This window comes from Okeania sp. SIO1H4 (assembly GCF_010672695.1).
GTDB classification, from domain to species: domain Bacteria; phylum Cyanobacteriota; class Cyanobacteriia; order Cyanobacteriales; family Microcoleaceae; genus Okeania; species Okeania hirsuta.
On sequence record NZ_JAAHGB010000014.1, the window covers coordinates 109,396 to 130,797 of the forward strand.

At 34.8% G+C, this 21,402-nt stretch carries 19 protein-coding genes and 1 pseudogene; 9 read left to right on the forward strand and 11 right to left on the reverse strand.

Annotated elements, in window-relative coordinates:
- Nucleotides 1–1,206 precede the first annotated feature (1,206 nt).
- Nucleotides 1,207–2,268 (forward strand): ion transporter, encoded by a 1,062-nt coding sequence (locus F6K06_RS13475; protein WP_124144535.1) that lies wholly within the window; start codon nucleotides 1,207–1,209, stop codon nucleotides 2,266–2,268.
- Between the two features lie 463 nt (nucleotides 2,269–2,731).
- Here the strand turns inward: F6K06_RS13475 and F6K06_RS13480 are convergent, their stop codons facing one another.
- From F6K06_RS13480 to F6K06_RS13500, 5 genes are all read right to left on the reverse strand, one after another.
- Complete coding sequence (locus F6K06_RS13480) at nucleotides 2,732–3,466, reverse strand: energy-coupling factor ABC transporter ATP-binding protein (protein ID WP_124144536.1); 735 nt, start codon at nucleotides 3,464–3,466, stop codon at nucleotides 2,732–2,734.
- An 11-nt stretch (nucleotides 3,467–3,477) separates the two neighbouring features.
- Nucleotides 3,478–4,278 (reverse strand): cobalt ECF transporter T component CbiQ, encoded by an 801-nt coding sequence (gene cbiQ / locus F6K06_RS13485; RefSeq protein ID WP_287241513.1) that lies wholly within the window; start codon nucleotides 4,276–4,278, stop codon nucleotides 3,478–3,480.
- Nucleotides 4,279–5,349: 1,071 nt separating this feature from the next.
- A complete protein-coding gene (cbiM, locus tag F6K06_RS13490; RefSeq protein ID WP_124144538.1) occupies nucleotides 5,350–5,994 on the reverse strand; it encodes a cobalt transporter CbiM in 645 nt (214 codons plus the stop codon).
- Nucleotides 5,995–6,280: 286 nt separating this feature from the next.
- Nucleotides 6,281–6,787, reverse strand: a complete 507-nt coding sequence (locus tag F6K06_RS13495; RefSeq protein ID WP_287241511.1) for a carboxypeptidase-like regulatory domain-containing protein — start codon at nucleotides 6,785–6,787, stop codon at nucleotides 6,281–6,283.
- Nucleotides 6,788–7,236: 449 nt separating this feature from the next.
- A complete protein-coding gene (locus tag F6K06_RS13500; protein ID WP_287241509.1) occupies nucleotides 7,237–8,088 on the reverse strand; it encodes a DUF4382 domain-containing protein in 852 nt (283 codons plus the stop codon).
- Between the two features lie 695 nt (nucleotides 8,089–8,783).
- Here F6K06_RS13500 and F6K06_RS13505 point away from each other — a divergent pair.
- Both F6K06_RS13505 and F6K06_RS13510 read left to right on the forward strand, forming a co-directional pair.
- The gene (locus F6K06_RS13505) at nucleotides 8,784–9,152 is read left to right on the forward strand and encodes a helix-hairpin-helix domain-containing protein (RefSeq protein WP_161564466.1); all 369 of its coding nucleotides are present in this window, start codon (nucleotides 8,784–8,786) and stop codon (nucleotides 9,150–9,152) included.
- A gap of 233 nt (nucleotides 9,153–9,385) precedes the next feature.
- Nucleotides 9,386–9,820, forward strand: a complete 435-nt coding sequence (locus F6K06_RS13510; RefSeq protein WP_124144541.1) for a bacterioferritin — start codon at nucleotides 9,386–9,388, stop codon at nucleotides 9,818–9,820.
- A 650-nt stretch (nucleotides 9,821–10,470) separates the two neighbouring features.
- On the opposite strand, the gene F6K06_RS13515 is transcribed toward F6K06_RS13510, so the two are convergent.
- Nucleotides 10,471–10,968 (reverse strand): hypothetical protein, encoded by a 498-nt coding sequence (locus F6K06_RS13515; RefSeq protein WP_124144542.1) that lies wholly within the window; start codon nucleotides 10,966–10,968, stop codon nucleotides 10,471–10,473.
- A gap of 219 nt (nucleotides 10,969–11,187) precedes the next feature.
- Here F6K06_RS13515 and petN point away from each other — a divergent pair, with 219 nt between their 5' ends.
- The 3 genes from petN (at nucleotide 11,188) to F6K06_RS13530 (ending at nucleotide 12,291) form a co-directional block, all read left to right on the forward strand.
- A complete protein-coding gene (gene petN, locus F6K06_RS13520) occupies nucleotides 11,188–11,277 on the forward strand; it encodes a cytochrome b6-f complex subunit PetN (protein ID WP_124144543.1) in 90 nt (29 codons plus the stop codon).
- 298 nt (nucleotides 11,278–11,575) lie between these two features.
- Entirely contained in the window at nucleotides 11,576–11,755 is a 180-nt protein-coding gene (locus F6K06_RS13525) for a hypothetical protein (protein WP_192901101.1), read from the forward strand.
- A 71-nt stretch (nucleotides 11,756–11,826) separates the two neighbouring features.
- Complete coding sequence (locus F6K06_RS13530; protein ID WP_338043167.1) at nucleotides 11,827–12,291, forward strand: multicopper oxidase domain-containing protein; 465 nt, start codon at nucleotides 11,827–11,829, stop codon at nucleotides 12,289–12,291.
- 343 nt (nucleotides 12,292–12,634) lie between these two features.
- Here F6K06_RS13530 and F6K06_RS13535 read toward each other — a convergent pair whose 3' ends face one another.
- The 3 genes from F6K06_RS13535 to F6K06_RS13545 all read right to left on the reverse strand — a co-directional run bounded on the left by F6K06_RS13535 (nucleotide 12,635) and on the right by F6K06_RS13545 (nucleotide 13,388).
- Nucleotides 12,635–12,841, reverse strand: coding sequence for a PAP/fibrillin family protein (locus F6K06_RS13535; protein WP_240038908.1), 207 nt, complete (start codon nucleotides 12,839–12,841; stop codon nucleotides 12,635–12,637).
- 16 nt (nucleotides 12,842–12,857) lie between these two features.
- On the reverse strand, nucleotides 12,858–13,130 hold the full coding sequence (locus F6K06_RS13540) for a hypothetical protein (RefSeq protein ID WP_240038909.1): 273 nt from the start codon (nucleotides 13,128–13,130) through the stop codon (nucleotides 12,858–12,860).
- 123 nt (nucleotides 13,131–13,253) lie between these two features.
- Nucleotides 13,254–13,388, reverse strand: a complete 135-nt coding sequence (locus tag F6K06_RS13545; protein ID WP_275670342.1) for a hypothetical protein — start codon at nucleotides 13,386–13,388, stop codon at nucleotides 13,254–13,256.
- A gap of 129 nt (nucleotides 13,389–13,517) precedes the next feature.
- On the opposite strand from F6K06_RS13545, the gene F6K06_RS13550 reads away from it, so the two are divergent.
- Nucleotides 13,518–14,927: a Rieske 2Fe-2S domain-containing protein gene (locus F6K06_RS13550; RefSeq protein ID WP_124144544.1), complete on the forward strand. Its 1,410-nt coding sequence runs from the start codon at nucleotides 13,518–13,520 to the stop codon at nucleotides 14,925–14,927.
- A 623-nt stretch (nucleotides 14,928–15,550) separates the two neighbouring features.
- Here F6K06_RS13550 and F6K06_RS13555 read toward each other — a convergent pair.
- Complete coding sequence (locus F6K06_RS13555; RefSeq protein WP_287241502.1) at nucleotides 15,551–17,446, reverse strand: AAA-like domain-containing protein; 1,896 nt, start codon at nucleotides 17,444–17,446, stop codon at nucleotides 15,551–15,553.
- A gap of 1,365 nt (nucleotides 17,447–18,811) precedes the next feature.
- Here F6K06_RS13555 and F6K06_RS13560 point away from each other — a divergent pair.
- A complete protein-coding gene (locus tag F6K06_RS13560) occupies nucleotides 18,812–19,480 on the forward strand; it encodes a DUF3747 domain-containing protein (protein WP_124144546.1) in 669 nt (222 codons plus the stop codon).
- A gap of 511 nt (nucleotides 19,481–19,991) precedes the next feature.
- Nucleotides 19,992–20,309, forward strand: a complete 318-nt coding sequence (locus F6K06_RS13565; protein WP_240041558.1) for a hypothetical protein — start codon at nucleotides 19,992–19,994, stop codon at nucleotides 20,307–20,309.
- Nucleotides 20,310–20,671: 362 nt separating this feature from the next.
- Here F6K06_RS13565 and F6K06_RS13570 read toward each other — a convergent pair.
- Nucleotides 20,672–21,226 (reverse strand): annotated as a pseudogene (locus tag F6K06_RS13570) (CHAT domain-containing protein); the annotation flags it as partial.
- Nucleotides 21,227–21,402 lie beyond the last annotated feature (176 nt).

A 21,402-nucleotide genomic window follows, 5' to 3' on the forward strand; every position in this document is an offset into this window, starting at 1 on the left:
TATAGGTATTTCAGCAAAATTAATTGTGTATGAACTTCTCTGTATGTAACGTTTAGAGAGGAAATTATATACAAATTTTTTGGCACTACTACTTAACTTAGTTATAAAAATTAAGTTAGTCGCTTAACATCAAAATTTTTTTGCTAAATTTCATGGAAATACTAAATAATTTTGGTGAACTGAAAAATGACTAACTTGATAAATATTGTTTTTTTGTAAATCAAGAAAAATTAGTATTTTAGGTGAATTTATATCAACCTACTGCCATGGCAGGAAATGTTGTAATGTCTGACTATAGAAATTTGCACCTCAGCTATCAGTCTAATTTTTTCTCTGTGGAAAAACATAGAGATAACTTAACTTGTAGCGTAAGCATTCAGCCATTAGTAGTAAGCTATTTCTTTGGAAGGTTACACAAACAGCAATTAATAATGAATAATTACTTGTAAGGTTGGGGAAGGAGACTTTGGCAGTAACTTTTTATTCTTTCTCAATTTCTCAATTGCTTTTACCTTTCCCAACATTAATAGCTGATAGCTGACGGCTGAATGCTTAACTTTTAGCACTTCGCTTTCTACTGAGAATAAGGGCAAAATACAATTTTAAATTTTAACTTATTGCCATCAATTAATAAGTATTAAAAGTCACAATTTTGAATCAAATATTTGAAATTATTAGTAAATACATTTTGCTTTGAAGAAGGAAAAAGTGGATGAGGACTCAAATCACAAGCAATTTTAAAAACCGTATAGATGGCAGAGTATTAAACCAAAAAGAAAAAGATAAAAATATGGAAATCTTTATTGCTAGAATAAAATTAAACTATTATAAATCCTCTTTTTCTAAAAGCGCAGCGCCAAAAAAATGCTTACTCAAAAAAAATTCCTAAACCACTATGGTTATACCAATTAACTTTAAGAATTTCACAAATAGTTTCAAACTTTAAATGTTAAATAATTGCCTGAAACTATTGTATTGTCAAAGTTTTTAGTCATCTCAAATCTAACTTCTGACTTCTAACTTCTAACTTCTGACTTCTGACTTCCGTTTCCCTGATTCCTCTCTTGATGCACTACCAGGTACTTCTAGTCTCTGATAAAGGAGCTAACGCACTTCGCCGACGCTAGGTCGCACCGTTATTCCATATTCCCTTCTTAAAAATTCAGAAAAAAAATCAATGTAAACATTAACTTTGTTAGTAAAAAAATGATGAAGATAGAGAAAAGACGTAAATCTTTGAAAGAACAAATTTACTATATTTTTGAATATTCAGACCAGAAAAATATTTTAAGTTTGCTAGATGATTTGCTGATTACTATTTTAACAAGCATTAGTGTCAGTGCGTTTATTTTAGAAACTTCTCCCAGATTTTCAGATATTTATTCTAAAGATTTGGAATTAGTCGAAATAATGATAACTGTATTGTTTACTTTAGAATATATTATCAGAATATGGGTATGTACAATTAATCCTAAATATCGTCATCCCATTGGTGGTAGACTAAAGTATATAATTACCCCCTTATCCATAATAGACTTTATCGCTATTTTGCCGTTTTATTTACAAGTATTATTTCCCGGTTTAGGATTTATAAAATTTACATTATTACTGCGTTTATTTCGCTTATTTAAAATCAGTAGATATTCTGAGTCACTGCGTACCATTCTGAAAGTTATAGTTCTAAAAAAAGAGGAATTAATAGCTACATTGCTAGTGGTCATTTTTGTATTAGTCTTTGCTTCAAGTCTCATGTTTTTTGCAGAAAATGAAGCACAACCAGAAAAATTTTCTAGCATTTTAGAGACTATGTGGTGGGGAGTGGTAACTTTAACAACTGTGGGTTATGGAGATGTTTATCCTACGACTCATGTAGGCAAATTATTAAGTGCCGCTATGGCATTTTTAGGTATAGGAATTTTCGCTCTACCAGCAGGTATAATTTCATCTGGTTTTGCTGAAGAAGTTCAAAAAAGAAGGGGTAAAAAAATAGTTCATCCAGTAGGAAAAGATATTAAAATAACTGCAGAAACTACATTTCCCTTAAACTCAGATTTCAGACATCATATACACCCAGACTTCAGACATCATCATCCAAAACAAGAGCAAAAACAGGTGATAGTTAACTATATTGAGGAATCATCCGAGATTATGAAAATTTGCATAGAAACAGCAAAGAAAAAGTACGGACATCATTTTAAAAATGAGGAAATTATTAAAGATTTTGCCTTACTTCTTTATCAGGAAACAATGCACAAATTTCATCGTTAAAAGTCAGGAAGGAGATGGGGAGATGGGGAGGTGGGGAGATGGGGAGACCTGGAATAATATCATGTCCGGTTGAACAGTGATAAATAAATAACTACGGAGTCCTCAGGAGTCAGTCCTCAGGAGTCAGGAGGGAAGAAAGAAGAAGGAAGAAGAAGAACAGGAGAAGAAGGAGAGAGTTTTCTGATCACTAATTATCCGGACATCATATAATATGAAGAATAGGAGACAGGAGACAATTATATATAGTGGTCAATAGGAGTAAGTAATTGAGTATTTATACTTAGTATTTTCCTGAAAATCTGACTGCTGAGAAAGGTCAAATGTAGGAGCTATATAGTATAAATACCTACCAAGTTACGGATTTTTCTACTACTTTTAATGTTACAAATTGAAGTGCGGAATGTGAGTTGTAGGACTGCCAATGCTTTTCCCTAAGACCTACCACCTACTACCTAAGACCTTCTTAATAATCAATGGGTAAACCGTAGTATTCAAGAGTTGAACTATCTTGAATAATATTTTGAGTAGAAGTATCTACTTGAATTTGACCAGATTGCAAAATTAAAGCACGTTGAGTTACTTTAGCAACCCAGTTTAAATCATGGGAAGCAATTAATATAATTTTAACTGGTAATTGTAAGATGATTTTAGCTAAATTTTTTCGCCATAAAGGGTCTAGACCATTAGTGGGTTCATCTAATATTAAAATTTCTGGTTTTAATGCTAAAACAGCGGCTAAAGCAGCCAATTTTTTTTGACCTCCTGAAAGTTCATATACAGATCGATCTGCATACTTTTCTAAACCAAATTTTACTAACAAATTATGAGCAATTTCTGTAGCAGTTTCTGGAGATAAACCATAGTTAAGCTGACCAAAAGTTATATCCTCTAAAATCGTAGGCATAAATAGTTGGTCATCAGGATTTTGGAAACAAAAACCTATTTGACGACGTACTTGAGATAAAGTTTTTTCTTCTAGAAGAATTCCTTGAATCCAAATTTCACCAGATACAGGTTTTTTTAAGCCTACTAAAATTTCCATCAAAGTGCTTTTTCCTGTACCTGTAGGTCCTAACAAAGCGACTCTTTCTCCAGGCTTAATTGTCAATGAAAGACTCCGTAAAATCGGTTCATTTTGTGGATATTCAAACAATAAATCTTTAACATAGACTCCAGCTTTTGGGTAATCGTCTTGCATTTTATCAATGACTAATTATTAACAGTAAAAAAAAATATTTCTGCCATGGTAAAACTAGCAGCAATTATCAGAGATAGGAATAGATATATTGAGTCAGAGCTATATTTAAGATTGTTTGTATAACTGAAATATATTCTATTATTTTCATTGTGCAACACATTGCCATAACCGCGCAACAACATTGCCTGATAAACTCGTTCTGCTTGTTGATAACTTCGCACTAAAAGACTACCTGTAAGAGCAGCATAAACTGATAAATTTCTCCAACTAAATTTGTTTCGTTGAAAACCTCTTAATCTAGTAGCTTTAAGCATCATACTAAGTTGATTAGATATTTCAAAAATATAACGATAAGATAACAACAGTATATCGGTAATAATGGGAGAAATTCCTAACTGCCTCATCCCTTTTATTGTTGTTAAAAACGAACTTGTACCGAATAAAATTAAACAAGTAGTCATAATGGCAAAAAAACGACTAACAATTAATATAACTGCCAGACATCCTTCCTGACGAATTGTCAAAAATCCGTATTGCCAAATAATTGTTTGACCAGATAAAAAAGGTAATAATACGATTACTCCTAACAAAAAAAACCCTGGATAACGTAATCGACTAATTAAAAATGATAAAGGTAGGTTTGAAACTCCATAAAGCAGAATTGTTACTAAGAGCATTAATGGAATTAAATACCAATTCTTAACAGTAGCAAAAGCAAACATTAATGCCATTAAACCAATAAGTTTATATCTCACATCCCACCGATGTATTGGAGAGTTTAAATTGGCATATTCATCTAGAGCAAATTTCATTACTATAGTAGGTATTAGGTAGTAGATTTTCCACAATTAATAATTATTGTCTCCTCTCCTTTTTGAGCGGGGCAGTAGGCGACCCACCCCTAGTCCCTCCCCCTCCCAGGAGTGGAATAGGGGGAGTAGTAAACATAAGAATAATTAACAATAACTGGCGTGCTAATTATCAAAAAAGTTATTCAGTCTGCGTTAATTACTTAATAATTGAAGTGTCACCTAAGTTAAGTATTCTTTTTTCACGCATAAACAAATGAGAAAAAAATCGAAATAGGTAAATTATAGGATTGGAGAAGTTTTTTTTAGGCATAATTTTCAGTTTTTTTTGTAGCATTGCTTTTTCCACGCTTGGTATTACCTAATACCTTATGGTAACTACTATTAGCTGTAGACGAGAAAAGTTTACTGCTCAATCTAACACCTAACTTTGAAAACAAAGGAACAAATAACAAAAGAAAGTTGTAGTTAAAAATTTGACTAACTATCACCGAAAAGTCCTGACCTCAAGTCTCCCCTTTTAAGGGGATAAAAAGCGGTTGAGGGATGGCGAAGTCCCCTCGCCATATCCAATCAACCAAGACAGCGGTCGATCTTCGGAACTTCCCGTAGGGTGGGGTGGCGTTTGCTACCGCAAAGCTTTCCGTTCCGGAATGCTACCGCAAACGCTAACAGGGGAGCGGGTCTGTAAGAAGGGGTCTCCTCGCCATATCAAATCGACCAAGAGAAAGAGAATATTTCAGATTTCAAGCTTCTTGCTTTCCTACCGAATGCTGTGCAAACAGCGGTCGGTACTGATAACTGATAACTGAAATGACTAACTAATAGTTATTCAAGATTGATTTGAAGGATATAGTAGTCGAAGGAAAGGTGAGGACATATCAAAAACTTAAAACTCAGACAACGCCAGATTTTTCCTTATTACTTATGTCTTCTTCCTTCTGCTATAACCTATGAAATTTTCTCCCTTACCTATTTTCCATAATCATCTTCTCTAGTAAGAGTTTCAACCCATAATTTTCAAATTTAAAAACCAGTATCCTCTGACTTTTTATAGATTTCTGAACAACAGTCCTAAGAAGGTAAAAGCTCTGGCATAACTCGACGCAAAAAACTAATAATCATTGCAGTCAAAATACCTTCTATTCCCATCAAAGGAATATGAGAAATCATTAATCCATAAATTACTCTCTGCTCTAAGACAGTATCAAACCCAGAAGGTATATTTGTAATAATTATCGTAAAAAATATTAAACTAGAAACTCCAATAGCACTAGCTCCAGCAATAAATCCAAAAATACTCATAGATAAATTTTCCTTAATTCCATTTCCTAAAATATGACGTAGCTGAAATATTTGATAAGCCAAAAGCGCAGGTATTCCCATAATTAAAGCATTAATTCCTAAAGTAGTTAAACCACCATGTCCAAACATTATTGCTTGAAAAAATAGACCAACCAGGATAGCTGGAAAAGCATAATAACCCAAAACAGTTCCTAACAAACCATTTAATACTAAATGAACGCTAGCTGGTGGAATAGGAATATGAATACTAGAAGCCACAAAAAAAGCTGCTGTTAATAAAGAAGCTTTAGGAATACTAGCTTGAGGATTTGGTAAACGATTAATTTGGCGTAGAGAATACCAGGTAATTAAAGAAGTAATCCCATAGCCACTAATACATAGTTGAGCAGGCAAAATACCTTCTGAAATGTGCATTATTGAAGATTTAAAATTATCCTGACAAAGGTCATATATTATAAGCATTTCCTGCGGAATGCTGCGCAAACAGCCGTCAGCACTTCAGCGCTTCCCTGCGGGATGCTACACAAACAGCTATTGCTTTTAGTTTTAGATCAAAGCTTTATTAATTGAGGCAGAATTTATACTTACTACCAAAGTAGGCTTTAAAGTCTATATTCATTTAAACCCCTTATGAGAGCTGACAGCTGACAGCTAATAGCTGAATGTTTATCAAATATTGACAGAAGATTACTGCATTATTCTAATGTTCTTCTTGTGGTCGATATTGAGTTTTAAATCGCCAGAAAAATAAAGTAGTTCCCACAAAACCCCACATAGTACAACCGATCATTAATCCTTTTTGCAGCGGATTATAATCATTAGAAATATTGGCTAAATACTTGTGATTGTTGTTGACATTATGATTATGATAATTGTTAGATTCATCTACTTGAAAAGGAATACTGACCAGCCCACCATGACCAGCTTGACGCACCTTAATTTCCCAAGTTCCAGACAGAGAAGAATCAGGGTGAAAAATAAAATTTCCTTGCTCATCAGTTGTGCCTTTTAACCAAACTTTATTTGGTTCGATAGGAGCATAAACTGTGACAGAAGCATTAGGTAAAGGAGTGCCAGTATCGTAAGTAGCATTAATCTTAATTGCCTGAGTAATTTGGTGTTGAATTTTCACTCCATGAGCGATGGCTTTTCCCTGTAAACTTACTGAAGATAAAAATATTAAAGGAATAGCAAATTGCCATTTCATATTTTACCTATGTATAATTTTTACCTTAGTAATCTTGCCATTATTTACAATGAAATAGGATTTATTTTATAGAAAATCCCGAATTACTAAATTACCCAATTTAATTTATTAGATTTCTTTGTGGGTTTAATACCCCACCGTCTACACGGTGTTCAAAATTACTTGGGGTGAGAATCCCCATGTAATTTTCCTCCTGTCTCCTGTCTCCTGTCTCCTGTCTCCTTCTTCAAGAGATTTCTTACAAGGCTAAAAGTCTAATAAATTACTAGTGCAGGATGGCAGAAATAACTAACCAGTTACAAAATCCTAAAAGTCTTACCAATCAATACTTTTGACTGTATTGAGTGCGTCTTACATTCTGAGGTGTCCTCAGAATTACGCACTCGATGCATGACTTTTGACTTTTAACTTCCGCGTAGCGGCAATAGACAAAAATTATCTTTGACTTTTTAATTTTGACTTACTAATGACTCATGGCAATGGCCTTCACCGACATGACCCAAACTGGGTAAAATTGCCATTAACTTTTGATAGTCAGCAGGGGAAAGTTTGCTTTTCAATGTAGCCATATCTGCTTCAACTTTTCCTCCTTCGGCGATCGCTGCTAGAGGTGCAAAACCTAATGCTTCTTGATTAATTTCTTCATCTGAGGCCACATTACTATCACCGAAAAGATGGTCAAAATGGAATGTTGCCTCCAATTCTGCGGTATCTCCACCTTGGAGAATACCTTTACGCTCATCTCCAACAAAATCTCCACAGGTAAATTCTAGCTCCTGGTCAATTTTGAGGGTAAAAGGTATAGTCTGACCATCTTTAGTTGCTGTGCCATTAATTAATAGAGAATAACCCTGAGCAGGGCCAACCGTTGCTTTGGGCATTTTCCAAGAGATGGCATTGTAGCGACCAGGAGGTGCAGATACCTCACTTACCAAAATAGCTTCCGCAGTTTCATCCCCCTCTGCTAAGTCTACTGTTTTAGTTTGAGCAAGAATGACCTTTTCTTTTGCCTCTGGTTTTCCTCCCGTTTCAGCATTATAGGGTGGGTCTGTTTGGTAGGCAGTGACTTCCACTAAATTCGCGTAAAGTTGGTCAAATGTCACTTTCCACCCATCTTTAGTCACGAAACCTTCTCTGACAAAGTCTTCTCCGTTGGCACGAAGTTTGAGAGTACCTGGAGTATTGTCAGTTGTTTGGGTTTGCTCGGTCTCAGTTTCAGTTGTTTGGGTTTGACAACTGCTGAGTAAAGCACTAGGGATGACAAAGGCCAATGTTGACCATATTAACAGCTGTTTTCTCATCTTCATTACTTTTACAGTTGTACAGATAGGATGTTGAAAGTAAGAAAATTTTAGCCATGGGATTTTGATTTATAGAGAATTATGGACATGAGTAACTATTTCTCTCAAAATCTATGTTGCTTACTTTTTTGGCCTTCTTTCATACACATCTCTGTTATTTAGTAAACACTTTTTTACAAAAATTAACAATCCCTGGGGAGGGCATTATAGCGCGTAGCGCAAGTCAGAAGTTAGAAGTCATAAGTCAGAAGCAATCCCTGACTGAGTTTGAGTGTTTATAATTTCCCTAACCTATTTGTGTAATGCTATATGTGGACAAAATAATAATTAAGTTTTAAAATTTTTTTTGAATAAGGCAGAAGGCATTCCCCCTTTCAAAGCTATCCCTTACCCATAAGTCTGAGAAGTATTGCAGGGTGGAGAGATGGTTATAGTAGCAACGCCAGAGAAATCAAATAGCACACCCATTCGTTATTCACTTTTAGCCACCTCTGTCATTATTTATCTTTTAAAGATTTAAAATTGCTTTTAAACTTTGAGTTAATAACTATTACTATCAAAAATAAGATGATAGGATTATGACTTTAATAAAGATAAAATAAAAAAAACTAATATGTAAAAAATTGTCAATATTTTTGAGACCCCTTACAATATTTAATTGTCTTAGCATGAGCCAAAAAATTTACTTAACTAATATGATGAATCACTTTCGTTTTCTATCCTTATCTGGAATTATTGCTAGCTTAATTGCCATGAGTTCCTGTGCAAATACAACTACTCCAACTGTAGATCCTAACGCTAGTCCTAATAGTTTAAATTCACCAGTATCTACTGCTACTGACAACATGAGCAAAATAGATATAAATGATGCTTCAGACTCAGACTTAAAAAAATTAGCAATCAAGTTAAACATACCGGAGCTACCAGAAAAAATTAAAGAAAATCGTCCTTACAAAGATATTAATGAACTGGCGGTCAAAGAAGTTATTAGTCCTCAACAATTAGACTTTGTGAAGAATGATATAACTGTGGCAAAACCTACCCCAGTACCAGAAGACAATTAATTTAAAAAAAGTTTTTTTTAATTGTACTATTTACCCCTACTAATATATTCCTTATTTACTTAGTAGTAACTTAGTAGTAGGGGTAGAAAAAGGTTTTGTATTGAAATTATCTATAGAGAAAATTAATATCTTTCATCCTTAAATAAAAGTTAAAATAATGTATTTTGTTGATTAAATGTATATAATTCAGAAGTGAAAATTAAGCAGAAAAAATTAAGACTTGAGAAACTAAAATGATAGAACTTAATACAGAAAAAGCTGTAGAGTTATTAAACTCTATTATGGAATTTGAACTAGCAGGAGTAGTGCGCTATACTCACTACTCCCTAATGGTAACAGGACCTAATCGCATACCAATTGTACAATTTTTTCAAGCCCAAGCAAATGAATCTTTACTTCATGCTCAACAAGCAGGAGAAATATTAACAGGTTTAGAAGGTCACCCAACATTAAAAGTTGCTCCAATTGAAGAAACAAATCAACATTCAGTACCAGACCTTTTAAAGGAAAGCCTTAACCATGAAGCTAAAGCTTTACAACTATATAAAAGCTTCTTGCAAGTTGTAGAAAACGCAAGTATATATTTAGAAGAATATGCTCGTACCATGATTGGTCAAGAAGAGTTACATAATATGGAAATCAAAAAAATGTTGCGTGACTACAGTTGATTAATATAACCTAGAGTAAATCTCTAAAATTATCATAGCAATCCGTCTAAAAAATGTGAATATCTGCCCAGAAATTACATATTATTTAGGATTAGAGAAAGAGCAATCGGATTGCTTCATTTTTCTCCAATACCAAAGAAAAATATCAACTATTTTGATAAAATTTTTGTGATTATTTACCAAAAATTATCCGCTTTTTTATTGCTAAATATGCCATTGGTGATTGGAGGTATGAAATCAGTAATTTAGGTAAATTAAGAGTAATTATTTGAATGGCAAGATTAGATATTGTCTTTACTGAATTGACCGAAAAGCACATTTCTTTCTCCTGACTCGGTCCTCCTGACTCCTAAGTAGGGTTTGCTGAAAAAGTATTTTAGTAGGGGTAGGAAACAGGAGACAGGAGACAGGAGACAGGAGAAAAGGGTCGGGAGCGAGGAAGTAGGAGCGGGCGTTTTGTAAGAATGATTTTTCTGCCCAACTATGCGCCTAAAATACTAACTTTTTGAGCGTGAAGAGCTGAAACAGGCGCACTTTTTTCGTTCCCAAAAAGGCACTTGTCTTTATATGTCAATGCTTTTATATTTAATCAGCAAGCCCTAAGTAATTAAGGTTAATATCATACAGTAATTCACCAACGCCCTAAATATTTATTCATCTTCATTAGGTAGAGAAGGAACAGAAGGAAAAGATTTTATCCACTTTTGATTAATACTCCAATCCAAAACAAGGCCAGCCACAGCAAAAGCCACTACACTTTCTATACCCAAGACCATTAAAGGCCATAAATCAAGAAACCTATCCTCATAACTTAATCCCACATCAATTTGTCCCAAACCTCTGACACTGCCAAAGGCCACGACTGCTCCGGATTTTAGATGGGGGTTGCTGTCCTGACGGATAATATAACGATAAGTCACGCCAAACAGAAAACCACTAATAAAAGCAATGGCGCACTGAAACAAAAAATTCCAGCCTAGAGCTATAATTTCTAAATCTGCCAATAACTCAAACTTATGGGCCAAAAATAGGCTGTTGCCGAAAGCGATCGCCCCAGAGGTTAAAAATAGGGAAATACCAGCTATAGTTCCTGCTTTTAGAGATTCTATTCTTTCAGCAAAGGTAAAATTTGATGAGTATTTGACCATATATCATATTATTGATTACCACCGAAGGGTATCAACCATCAGTTTTTTGTCTCACTTATCTTACTATTGTTTTCAAGACTGGTTAAGATACTTAAATTGATACGCAAATTGCGATAAACTTAATATTATTATTCTGTTTGATACTTTTGATAGTCAAAATACCCTAAATCAAATATTATAAAATTTGAAGTAAATGTTTACCTTTTTCTAAATGTAGTTATGGATATTTTGTCATTAGGCTGGGTTTCACTTTTAGTTGTGTTCGGCTTCTCTATTTCGATGGTAGTCTGGGGTCGTAACGGTTTCTAGAAACTAAGCATCCGTTTTTATAAACCTAATTTTTTTGATGCGATCGCACTAAATAGCTTTTCTGAGCAACACCAGAGATGGGGTAGGTTTGTTACCTCTCCCCATCAACCTTAGAAAATAACATTGCTTAACCAATAATTATTTATATAAAATTCCTCCTCATCTTCTCAAGCAAATATCAATCAAAAAATATAGGTAAGCAGAATTACTTTTATCCCTACTTATTGAAAAAAATAGAAAATAACTATATTTTAATTATTGACTTTTTAATAAAAAGTGTCAATAACTTTCTATAACTATGGCTAATCCCCTAGAGCCAGAAAAATCAGTAATTTGGAACAGACGGCAATTCTTAAAGCTAGGTTTAGTAGGTAGTGGAGTAACTTTAGCTGGCATTACCACTCAATATATTATACCTGCATTGTCATCATCACTCGAAGCTAGGGCAGCCATCAATACTAGAGTTGTTGGGAAATAAAAATTGAACAATGCTCAAAAGCTTATTCTATAAGGTTTTCAGGATTCTAGGACTTAAAAACGCTATAAACTTTGACCAATAAGGGTTTTAGCCTTTTTTTTAGCTTAATTCCCAACAACTCTACTATAGAATTAAATCCTACAAATACCCTAAGAGAATTTGATTATGGAATTATCAAACAAGAAAACGGTCGTCAAATCCGAGAATTTCAGATTAAAGCAATTAATTCTAAATTACAACTAAATCAAGCAGTATCCTTTATTAGTTGGAACTATAATGGTCGGGTGCCTGGGCCAACATTAAGAGCAACAGAAGGGGAAAGAGTCAGAATAATTTTCGAGAACGAAGGTGGTCACGCCCACACAATGCACTTCCATGGCATTCATCCAGCAGAAGTAGATGGAGTGCGTCCAGTGCGTCATGGGAAAACAACCATTTATGAATTTGACGCTCAACCTTTTGGCGTTCATCTCTATCATTGCCATATTACTCCAGTAACTCGTCATGTCAGCAAAGGGTTGTACGGTATGTTTTGACTATATCAATAGACATCTCCAATAATAAAAAATCAAATCAATTATCGCACAGAAATTATTAATTCTTTCCCCCTACTCTGTACGGACGTTGCATGGAACGTCCCTACCACTCCCTCTTTTGTGGAGATATAGCAATGTGCGCTGGCATATTTACAAATTGCAGGAGGTGTCCAATAGCTAAAAGTCTTATATGATTCCTACGGAATGCTTGCGCAAACGGTTTTTTATTCCCCCAGATGAGCTGTTGCCTGTTGCCTGTTGCCTATTGCCTGTTGCCTGCGCGCAGCGCTATATCTATTAGACATCTTCATAAATTAAATACTCAAATTTGAGCTTTGATCGACTATTTATGCTGTCGCTCACAAACTAGAACAGTTCCCTTTTCTCCCCGTGTAATGCGAAGTTCTTCATCTAAATAAAGCACTTCTAAAGGACCTTTAGGCGATCGCTTCATTGTAAAAGAAATTTCTCCTGTTTCTGTATTCATGCCTTTGGGTGGCACTAACCCAAATATCAACTTTAAAAATACAGACATTAATTGTTCTTTCAACCCTTTCTTTGATAATTTATCGTTGACTAAATATATCTTTCCAAATTAACAAATTTTCACCCTTTTGTGGAGTTAAAGTTCCTCCAGTAAATTCGACTTGTAAGGTTTTATTATCGGCAGGATAACAAACACCTAAATTACGAACAATACCTTTTAATGGTGGGAATAATTCATCAATAATACTAAACTCAACTACAATATCATGGCTACGTTTTTTCCCTTCTCCTAACAACACAACAGGTTGTCTAACAGAATCAATAACTAACTTTAAATTGCTAGGTTCAAACATATTAAATGCTAACCTTCCCAGAGTATAAGCATATTTACCATTAGAAAGTTTCTCCCCTTGAGGAAAAGAAGGGGCGCTAATTAATAGCCAATCTTGAGATTCTAGAAGGGAGCTATGGGTAGGTTATACTATAGGATTAAGTTGAGAAAGTTGCTCTATTTTTTCCTTAACATTCTGGTGTTTAACATCTCCTTGATATATCTTCAAAGCTTCTTTCAAAGCAATTTTTGTTTCAAGTATTGTTGCTGTATAATTCATGATTTTTTCCTAAAATTTGCGTTATGTAAAACTAATACACCCTATGCGAGTTATTAAAACAAGCTATAAAATACTTTGGCATAAAGCTATATTATACTAGGTAACTTAACTAAATCAATTAACATTCTGATGATTACTAACGCTGTAAAAAATTCCCACAATATACCTTTAAGTGCAGGTGGAACTGACCCAGAATATTTTGATTGGCAAGAAGTTTGGTATCCAGTTCATTATGTAGAAGATTTAGACAAAACTAAACCTACACCGTTTACATTATTAGAACGAGATATTGTGATTTGGTGGGAAGAAAAAAACCATCAATGGCGCGTATTTGAAGACCAATCTCCTCATCGTTTAGCACCCCTTTCTCAAGGTAGAATTAATGAGACTGGATGTTTAGAATGTCCTTACCATGGTTGGGCATTTTCAGGCAGAGGAAACTGTGAAATTATTCCTCAACAAAAAGAAGAAGGTAAAGCTGAAAAATCATCAAGAGCAACGGTTAAATCTTTACCTACAAAAGTCTGTCAATGTCTTTTATTTGTCTATGCAGGAAAAGTAGAAAATGCTGCTCAAACACCTATTCCTACAGTTGATGTTTTAGATGAAAATTCTGATAAAAGTTCTAATGAATGGGTTTGTTTAAATACTTTTCGAGATTTACCTTATGATGCTTTAACATTAATGGAAAATGTTTTAGATTCTAGTCATATTCCTTATACTCATCATCGTACTGTGGGAAACCGTACTAATGTTTCTCCTGTAGAATTAGAAGTAGTAGAATCTGGAAAATGGGGTTTTAAAGGAGTCTGGGAAGAAAGTCCAAGAAAAGGTACTTTGGGAAGACAAGAAACTACTTTTATTGCTCCTGCAATGATGTGGCATGACCTTACTTCTAAACAATTTGGTCGTACATTAACAGTTGTATATGCAACACCTATTCGGAAAGGAGAATGTCGTTTGTTTGCTCGTTTTCCTTTTAAGTTTTCTTCTCCATTTCCCAAATTTTTTATTCAGTTAAGTCCTCGTTGGTATTCTCATCTTGGGCAAAATGGAGTATTGGAAGATGACCAAATATTTTTACATCATCAAGAACGGTATTTAGAAGCAAAAGGTGGTAGTCCGAATTTTTCAAAGGCTTTTTATTTACCGACAAAAGCAGATTTATTTGTATTTGAATTGCGTTCTTGGGTGAATAAATATAATGCTCAGTTATTTTCTAATGCAAGTTTAAGTTCTGCTCTTTATTCAGAAATATTATTAGACAGATATCATTCTCATACTAAAAAATGTAGTAGTTTTCGCAATGCTTTAAAATTTTTACAACGAATTAAAATAGGAGTAATAATTGCTACTTCAGCTATGTTGATGATTATCCTATTATTACTGTTAATTTTGGAATATTTAAATATAATTGGGATGATTTTTATGATTTTAACTTTACCTCTTGGAGTTGTTTCTTGGTTAGGGTTAAATCAATTAGAAAAACAGTTTTATCAAGGTCGAGAAACTCCACCAAGAAATTTACCAGATAATTAGGAAATATCAAAATTTTCTTGAGCGAGGGAGTAGGGGAGCGGGGGAGTGGGGGAGATGGGGAAAAAGATGTTGGAATGGCGCTCAGATGGAACATTTTGTATAAGCATAAGAATAATTAACAATAACTGGGGTGCTAACTATCAAAAAAATATTCAGTCTGTGTTAATTAATTAATTAATAATTGAAGTGTCGCCTAAGTTAAAAATTATTTTTTCACGCTTGGTATAATACTATAGCAACTGCTATTACTACTTTTAACTTAGGAATATCTGTTTGCGTAGCACATAGAAATCATTAGAACGGGAACAAGCAACAGTTAGAACGGGAGCAAGAGCTCCCACTAGCTATACCATTATAATCCACCAGTACCTTTAGTTCTTCCTTCTCTCCTAAATAACTAAACTCCCTTCTTTTTTCCTCCTGACTCGGTCGTTCCCCTCCCTGGAGGGGAGGGGTTAGGGGTGGGTTGACTCCTGACTCCTCCATCTTTTATTTATAACTAAACACCTTCTTCCTTCTTCCTTCTTACTTCTTACTTCTTCCTTCTTACTTCTTCCTTCTTACTTCTTCCTTCTTACTTTTTCCTTCTTACTTCTTACTTCTTACTTCTTACTTCTTCCTTCTTACTTCTCCGATAACAAATGCGCTTGAAAATACTGACGATATAACTCACATCTGGGATAACATTTATTACTCTGCCATTTCACCAAACCTAAACTATCTAACTTAAAACCCAACATTCCTGTTAACTGCCCATTATAATTTTCAGAAATCGCATTTTTCATCGCTTCAGCTAACTCTGGATATTCTTCTAAATTCCACAAATGTCGTCGTAAATGGTCGCTATAAATTCCCGTTTCAGCAGTTACATTTTCCGGCAAATCTTCCAGAGTTAAATCTTGTTTAGAAATATGATATAAAGCAACCCTAACTAAATAAGGATGCCCGCCAATAATTGTCATTAATTTATCAACTTCTGACTCCGACCAATTCAAATTATGTCGCGATGCTAAATCTCGAACTTGTTGTGGATTAAACTCTGGTAAATCTATAGGCAATCCTACATTAAAAGGAGATTGATTAATATTCATGGGAATATAAACTTCCGTAGAATGTACTACCAATAATCGCAATTTTTTCCAAATAACTCGTCGCTTTGATTCCTCATGCCAAGCTCGTAATAATCCCAAAAAATCTTCGGCAATATCAGGATATTGAAAAACTCTATCAATTTCATCTAAACCCAACACTAAAGGATTATCTATTTGAGCTAATAAATACTTCTCAAAATAATCCTTACAATTAACTTTACTACCAAAAATATCATCCCAATAATCATCTAATTGATTAGGCAAACGTAACTCTCGTCCCACATAAGCACAAAACCATTTTAAGAATTTATCAAGATTACTAAAAACCTCTTTATCTACTAACTGAAAACTTAAAGGTACAGTCCGATATCCTTCCTGTGTAGCATGGTGTAAAATTCTTGCCATTAAAGAAGTTTTACCCATCTGTCGTGGCGCTTTAATTCTAATTAAACCACTTGGTTGCAAAATAGCTTGATAACAACGTTCTTCAATAGGTGGACGCTCGATATAAAAAGTAGATGCCACATCAATTTGTCCCCCCGGTATTTCAGGTTCAGCAGAGGGTAAAGGAGCGCTATTTGTTGATGCAATGCTACTAATTTCTTCCGCAGGTAAAGTCTCTTGTTGTTCCTCTACTTCCGACGCAATATTCTCCGGTGGAGTAGCTAAAAGAGTCAAAACTTCCCTCAGAATGACCACACTATCTTCTGGCGATCGCCACTCCCGTTGTTGAATGCGATAGAGATAACCCCGCAGATCGTGGTTGAGGGGTGTACTCAGGGAAAACCCTACCCGTATCGGCAAAATTACAGGTTTACGGTTGGGTCGGGAAAATTGTAACTCCCTTGCAAGTTGTACTTGATAGGTCAGTAACTCACTTTGTACCGACTGGGGAGGCAAAAATAACAGCAAATAGTCACACCGTCTCAACTCTTCATTAATACGCCGAAACCAATTTTCTCCCAGACGGATGCGGTCTGCTGCCATAAAAACCTGATGACCAGCAGCATTCAAGGCCGTTTCAAACTGTCGCGCCAATTCTCGATCCGGGTCTTGACTGCAATAACTGATAAAAACTTGGGAACTATTGTGACTCACTATTTCTTCGTTATTAAGTAGTGGCAAAAGTTCTCCAATAGGTTCTGTTTCACTTGAAGTTTGACTCTGTTTTCCCGAACGGTGGTCTGCTTCATCCAATGTCAGACCAAAGGAGGCAAAAAGCTGCTGAATTTTACTCAGGTCTGCACCGACTCGCCCTTGTCTAATTTTACTGATGGTGTCGGAACCCACTCCAGACTCAGCTTCAATTTCTGCAAGAGTAGCTCTGAGGTTGTACTGTTGTTTCCATTCTTCAATAGCTTCATTCAGTTTTTTCAGTCCAGAAGTTGTGAGAATTCGTCCGCGATCGCGCTTTGATTTTTTTTCCACTGTTTCTTCCTATTTGTATTTTTATTGTTATTTATTTTACAGCAGTTATCGAGTTGATGAGGTATAAAGTTTTATTGCTCTAGGGAACAGGGAACAGGGAATATACGAATAAATAGTCTTATAGCTGTACCTCACTATCCTCAAAAGTGCTGTAAATGATTTTAACTAGCTATCAGCTTTTCTGTTCCGGAATACTTTCCTACAGAATGCTACGCAAACGCAAATAGCTGTCAGCTAAAAATTCAAGGGTTTGAGTCCCCCACTTTAACGAACTCAGAAGTCAGAAGTTATTAGGGAACACCGGAGCTGGGAACAGGGAATATACGAATAAATAGTCTTATAACTGTACCTCGCTATCCTCAAAAATGCTGTAAATGATTTTAACTAGCTATCAGCTTTTCTGTTCCGGAATACTTTTCTACAAAATGCTACGCAAACGCAAATAGCTGTCAGCTAAAAATTCAAGAGTTTGAGTCCCCCACTTTAACGAACTCAGAAGTCAGAAGTCAGAAGTTATTAGGGAGCTGGGAACAGGAAATATACGAATAGTCTTATAACTGTACCTCACTATCCTCAAAAATGCTGTAAATGATTTTAACTAGCTATCAGCTTTTCTGTTCCGGAATACTTTTCTACAAAATGCTACGCAAACGCAAATAGCTGTCAGCTAAAAATTCAAGAGTTTGAGTCCCCCACTTTAACGGACTCAGAAGTCAGAAGTCAGAAGTTATTAGGGAACACCGGAGCTGGGAACAGGAAATATACGAATAGTCTTATAACTGTACCTCACTATCCTCAAAAATGCTGTAAATGATTTTAACTAGCTATCAGCTTTTTTGTTCCGGAATACTTTTCTACAAAATGCTACGCAAACGCAAATAGCGGTCAGCTAAAAATTCAAGGGTTTGACTCCCCCACCTCACGGGGTGACAAGTCACAAGTCACAAGTCAGAAGTTAACCCACCCCTAACCCCTCCCAGGAGGGGAAGTAGGGGATGCGTGAGCAACTCTCCAAAAATATTTCGCTTTAAAAGGCGGAGTTTTAGACCCAATTATTTTGATAAAAAAGCGCGTGATGCTTGTTAATGGGGGACTTAAACCTTCATTATACACCTTGAGAAGCTGATTGCTCATAGCTGAGTGCTGAATGCTACTTTAACGAACATAGCTAACTCTTTCTAATTTAAGGAAGTTAACTAATTAACAACATTTTAACTGCTTTTATCTCGAAACTATACTGCCTAACATAATTGAGGCTTTTCTAGATTTTTTTAAATCTGGTTTAATTAAAATCCTAATATTCTCTACAAAAAAAAGCCGATTTTTTTAAAGTATTTAGAGAAACAAAAAACAGGGAGCAAGCCAATGAAAAATATTTTTCATCGTTCAATTTTAACTATTTTTAGCACAATATTTTTTACTATTAATACTGCGATATCTGCCCAAGCAAATTTTACTTTTGACGAGGTAGAAATTGACCAAAATCAAGTTATTGCCACGGCAATGCCTCTGAGCGATCTAAACGGATATTCTGGTTATAAACTAATTATTTTAGAGCAGCGTTCTAATGAAAGACCTTGCTGGAGTGAAAGTGAAGCAGGATTATATCCAATTTTAGTTGAGCCTTTGCTATTAAACTTTAATTTTTCTGGCATTTGTGGAAGAGCTACTGATAGTAATGGCTATTCAATTCGGGTAGATGGTAATGATTTATCAGTTAGTCATAGATTAATTTTGCAGAATGTTGGTGGTGAAATTAAATTATTTGGCATTTCCTTGACAGGAGATAAAAAAATGATTGGTAGAAGTCGCGGACTTAGTAATGGAATGATGAAAATTTTTCTAGAACCTGGTTGGCAATTTACTAAGCGTAGTTATCAAGGAAAAGTTCTTGGTCATTTTTATTTTAGTTATGATAGTTTTGCTGCTAAACAAGCTGAGATTGAGCAAAGAATATCTGAGATTGAGGCTCAAATTCCAGATAGTTTAGAGTTTTATGATAATACTAATTCAGCAATAGCAGAAGGTTCTTAACGAAGTCAGAAGTCAGAAGTCAGAAGTTATTTTTTTAACGGGCATTTGAGCAACTCTCCAAAAATATTTCGCCTTAAAAGGTGGGGCTTTAGACCCATATTATTTTGATAAACTGAAGATTCATAAATTACAGAAGTATTTTTTAATATACCTTGAAAAATGTAGATTCAATACACAATATATATTTTGAAAATGGATGAATTGATTGATAAACTTTAGCAATTTAAATTAATTTATAACTCTTAATAAAATCAGAAATTAGCAAATATTTTATCGATGGTAACTAGATTTAAAATTCAGTATATAGCTAGAAAAATTTGTACCGCCCTACTTTCTAATTGATCAAATAGTTAATATAGCAGTAGAAGCAAAGGGCACGGACAGATCAAAAGCTTAAAAATCAGACAACGCAAGATTTTTCCTTCTTCCTTCTTTCTTCTTCCTTCTTTCTTCTGCTATACATTAAAATTTTCTTTCACAAAATCAATAAAAAAACATGGAAATCAGACTTATGAACCATAGAAAAACCCATAAACTATCTCAGAAAGACTTGAATAATTTAGAAACATTATTAACTTTAATAGGTCTAAATTTAGTCATTCAAGAAACAGAGTATTTTACAGGAGATGATTGGTTGCCTCTATGTAATGATATTGATAGTGGAGAAATTTATCGGAACTGGTTTATTTGGCAAGATACAGAAGTTACTCAAGAATGGGAAGCTTACGATCATGTTACTAATCAACGAATTATTGACAGTAACTTAACTAGATTAACAGCAAAAATAGATATAATAGAAAACCAGAGAAACTTACAAATAAATAATTAGTTGAAGAAGGAAGAAGAAAGAAGGAAAAAATGGATAGGGATACTAAAATAAGCCACTCTACATCTACAAACCCCAAGAAATTGTAGATACCGTGTAGACTGCATCAAAACTAGAAACTTTACATACAAAAAAATCAAGTAGGAAATTAATTATGACAGGTTTAGAAATAATAATTTTTGCTTTAGTACCAAGTATTGCTTGGGGAATAGGAATTGTATTTGCTTTCCCTCCTGACGATATTAATAATTACTAAAATCCAAAAATAAGTATCAAAACTTTCATCATCGTAGAAATTGATTAAATTAGTATAGTACTACGCAAATGGGTTAGGAGGTTTATAAACGCTCAAACTTAGTCAGGGATTACTTCTGACTTGCGCCTAGCGCTATCGGTGTCCCATCCCCGGAAAAGATGAAACTCGCCCAATAATAAGGATGTTGATATTCTCCCTCTTTCAACCAATTTCGCTGAATATCCAGTAACGCATCCCGGCGTCCTTTTCCTGCTTTTAATCCCTGATAATAAGCTACCATCAAGTCTTTTGTGGCATTATCTTCTACTTTCCACAGACTCATCATTTGACTTTCGCTGCCTGCAATAACGAAAGCACGACGTAATCCATAAATTCCTTCCCCCACGCTAATATCCCCTATTCCTGTATCGCAAGCGGATAATACTACTAATTGAGTGCCGACTAGATTTAAGAGGGTGGCTTCATAAGCAGTAAAAACTCCATCATCTCCTCCACTCTGTTGTTTTTCGACTCCGGCAAACACTAACCCAGAACGAAATAGGGGATTATCAAGATTGGTTGGGTTTTCTGATGTAGGTTTGGATAAAAAGAATCCATGAGTGGCAATATGGAGGAAGTCGGGATTTTTGACTTGCTTGAGGGCGTTTTCTGTCGCTTTGGTTTTGGTTAAAGTTAGAGCTTCTGGGAAGAGTTGATATCAAATCCGGTAGCATCGGTATAAAAAAATTAAACCTGATAAATTAAGGGATGAATAGTAAGAGTTGGGCGATCGCCATGCCGAGATTGTTAAAGCTAGAACCACACAAAAGTATCGAAGAGTTGGAAAAACTCTACCGACAA

Excerpts from the sequence above, each read along its gene's own strand:
- F6K06_RS13510 (WP_124144541.1), top strand. The coding sequence starts at position 9,386 with ATGATAGAACTTAATACAGAAAAAGCTGTAGAGTTATTAAACTCTATT.
- cbiQ (WP_287241513.1), bottom strand. The coding sequence starts at position 4,278 with ATGAAATTTGCTCTAGATGAATATGCCAATTTAAACTCTCCAATACAT.
- F6K06_RS13545 (WP_275670342.1), bottom strand. The coding sequence starts at position 13,388 with ATGAATTATACAGCAACAATACTTGAAACAAAAATTGCTTTGAAAGAA.
- F6K06_RS13560 (WP_124144546.1), top strand. The coding sequence starts at position 18,812 with ATGAAAAATATTTTTCATCGTTCAATTTTAACTATTTTTAGCACAATA.
- petN (WP_124144543.1), top strand. The coding sequence starts at position 11,188 with ATGGATATTTTGTCATTAGGCTGGGTTTCACTTTTAGTTGTGTTCGGC.
- cbiM (WP_124144538.1), bottom strand. The coding sequence starts at position 5,994 with ATGCACATTTCAGAAGGTATTTTGCCTGCTCAACTATGTATTAGTGGC.
- F6K06_RS13540 (WP_240038909.1), bottom strand. The coding sequence starts at position 13,130 with ATGTTTGAACCTAGCAATTTAAAGTTAGTTATTGATTCTGTTAGACAA.
- F6K06_RS13480 (WP_124144536.1), bottom strand. The coding sequence starts at position 3,466 with ATGCAAGACGATTACCCAAAAGCTGGAGTCTATGTTAAAGATTTATTG.
- F6K06_RS13500 (WP_287241509.1), bottom strand. The coding sequence starts at position 8,088 with ATGAGAAAACAGCTGTTAATATGGTCAACATTGGCCTTTGTCATCCCT.
- F6K06_RS13475 (WP_124144535.1), top strand. The coding sequence starts at position 1,207 with ATGATGAAGATAGAGAAAAGACGTAAATCTTTGAAAGAACAAATTTAC.
- F6K06_RS13525 (WP_192901101.1), top strand. The coding sequence starts at position 11,576 with ATGGCTAATCCCCTAGAGCCAGAAAAATCAGTAATTTGGAACAGACGG.
- F6K06_RS13515 (WP_124144542.1), bottom strand. The coding sequence starts at position 10,968 with ATGGTCAAATACTCATCAAATTTTACCTTTGCTGAAAGAATAGAATCT.
- F6K06_RS13565 (WP_240041558.1), top strand. The coding sequence starts at position 19,992 with ATGAACCATAGAAAAACCCATAAACTATCTCAGAAAGACTTGAATAAT.
- F6K06_RS13550 (WP_124144544.1), top strand. The coding sequence starts at position 13,518 with ATGATTACTAACGCTGTAAAAAATTCCCACAATATACCTTTAAGTGCA.
- F6K06_RS13505 (WP_161564466.1), top strand. The coding sequence starts at position 8,784 with ATGATGAATCACTTTCGTTTTCTATCCTTATCTGGAATTATTGCTAGC.
- F6K06_RS13495 (WP_287241511.1), bottom strand. The coding sequence starts at position 6,787 with ATGAAATGGCAATTTGCTATTCCTTTAATATTTTTATCTTCAGTAAGT.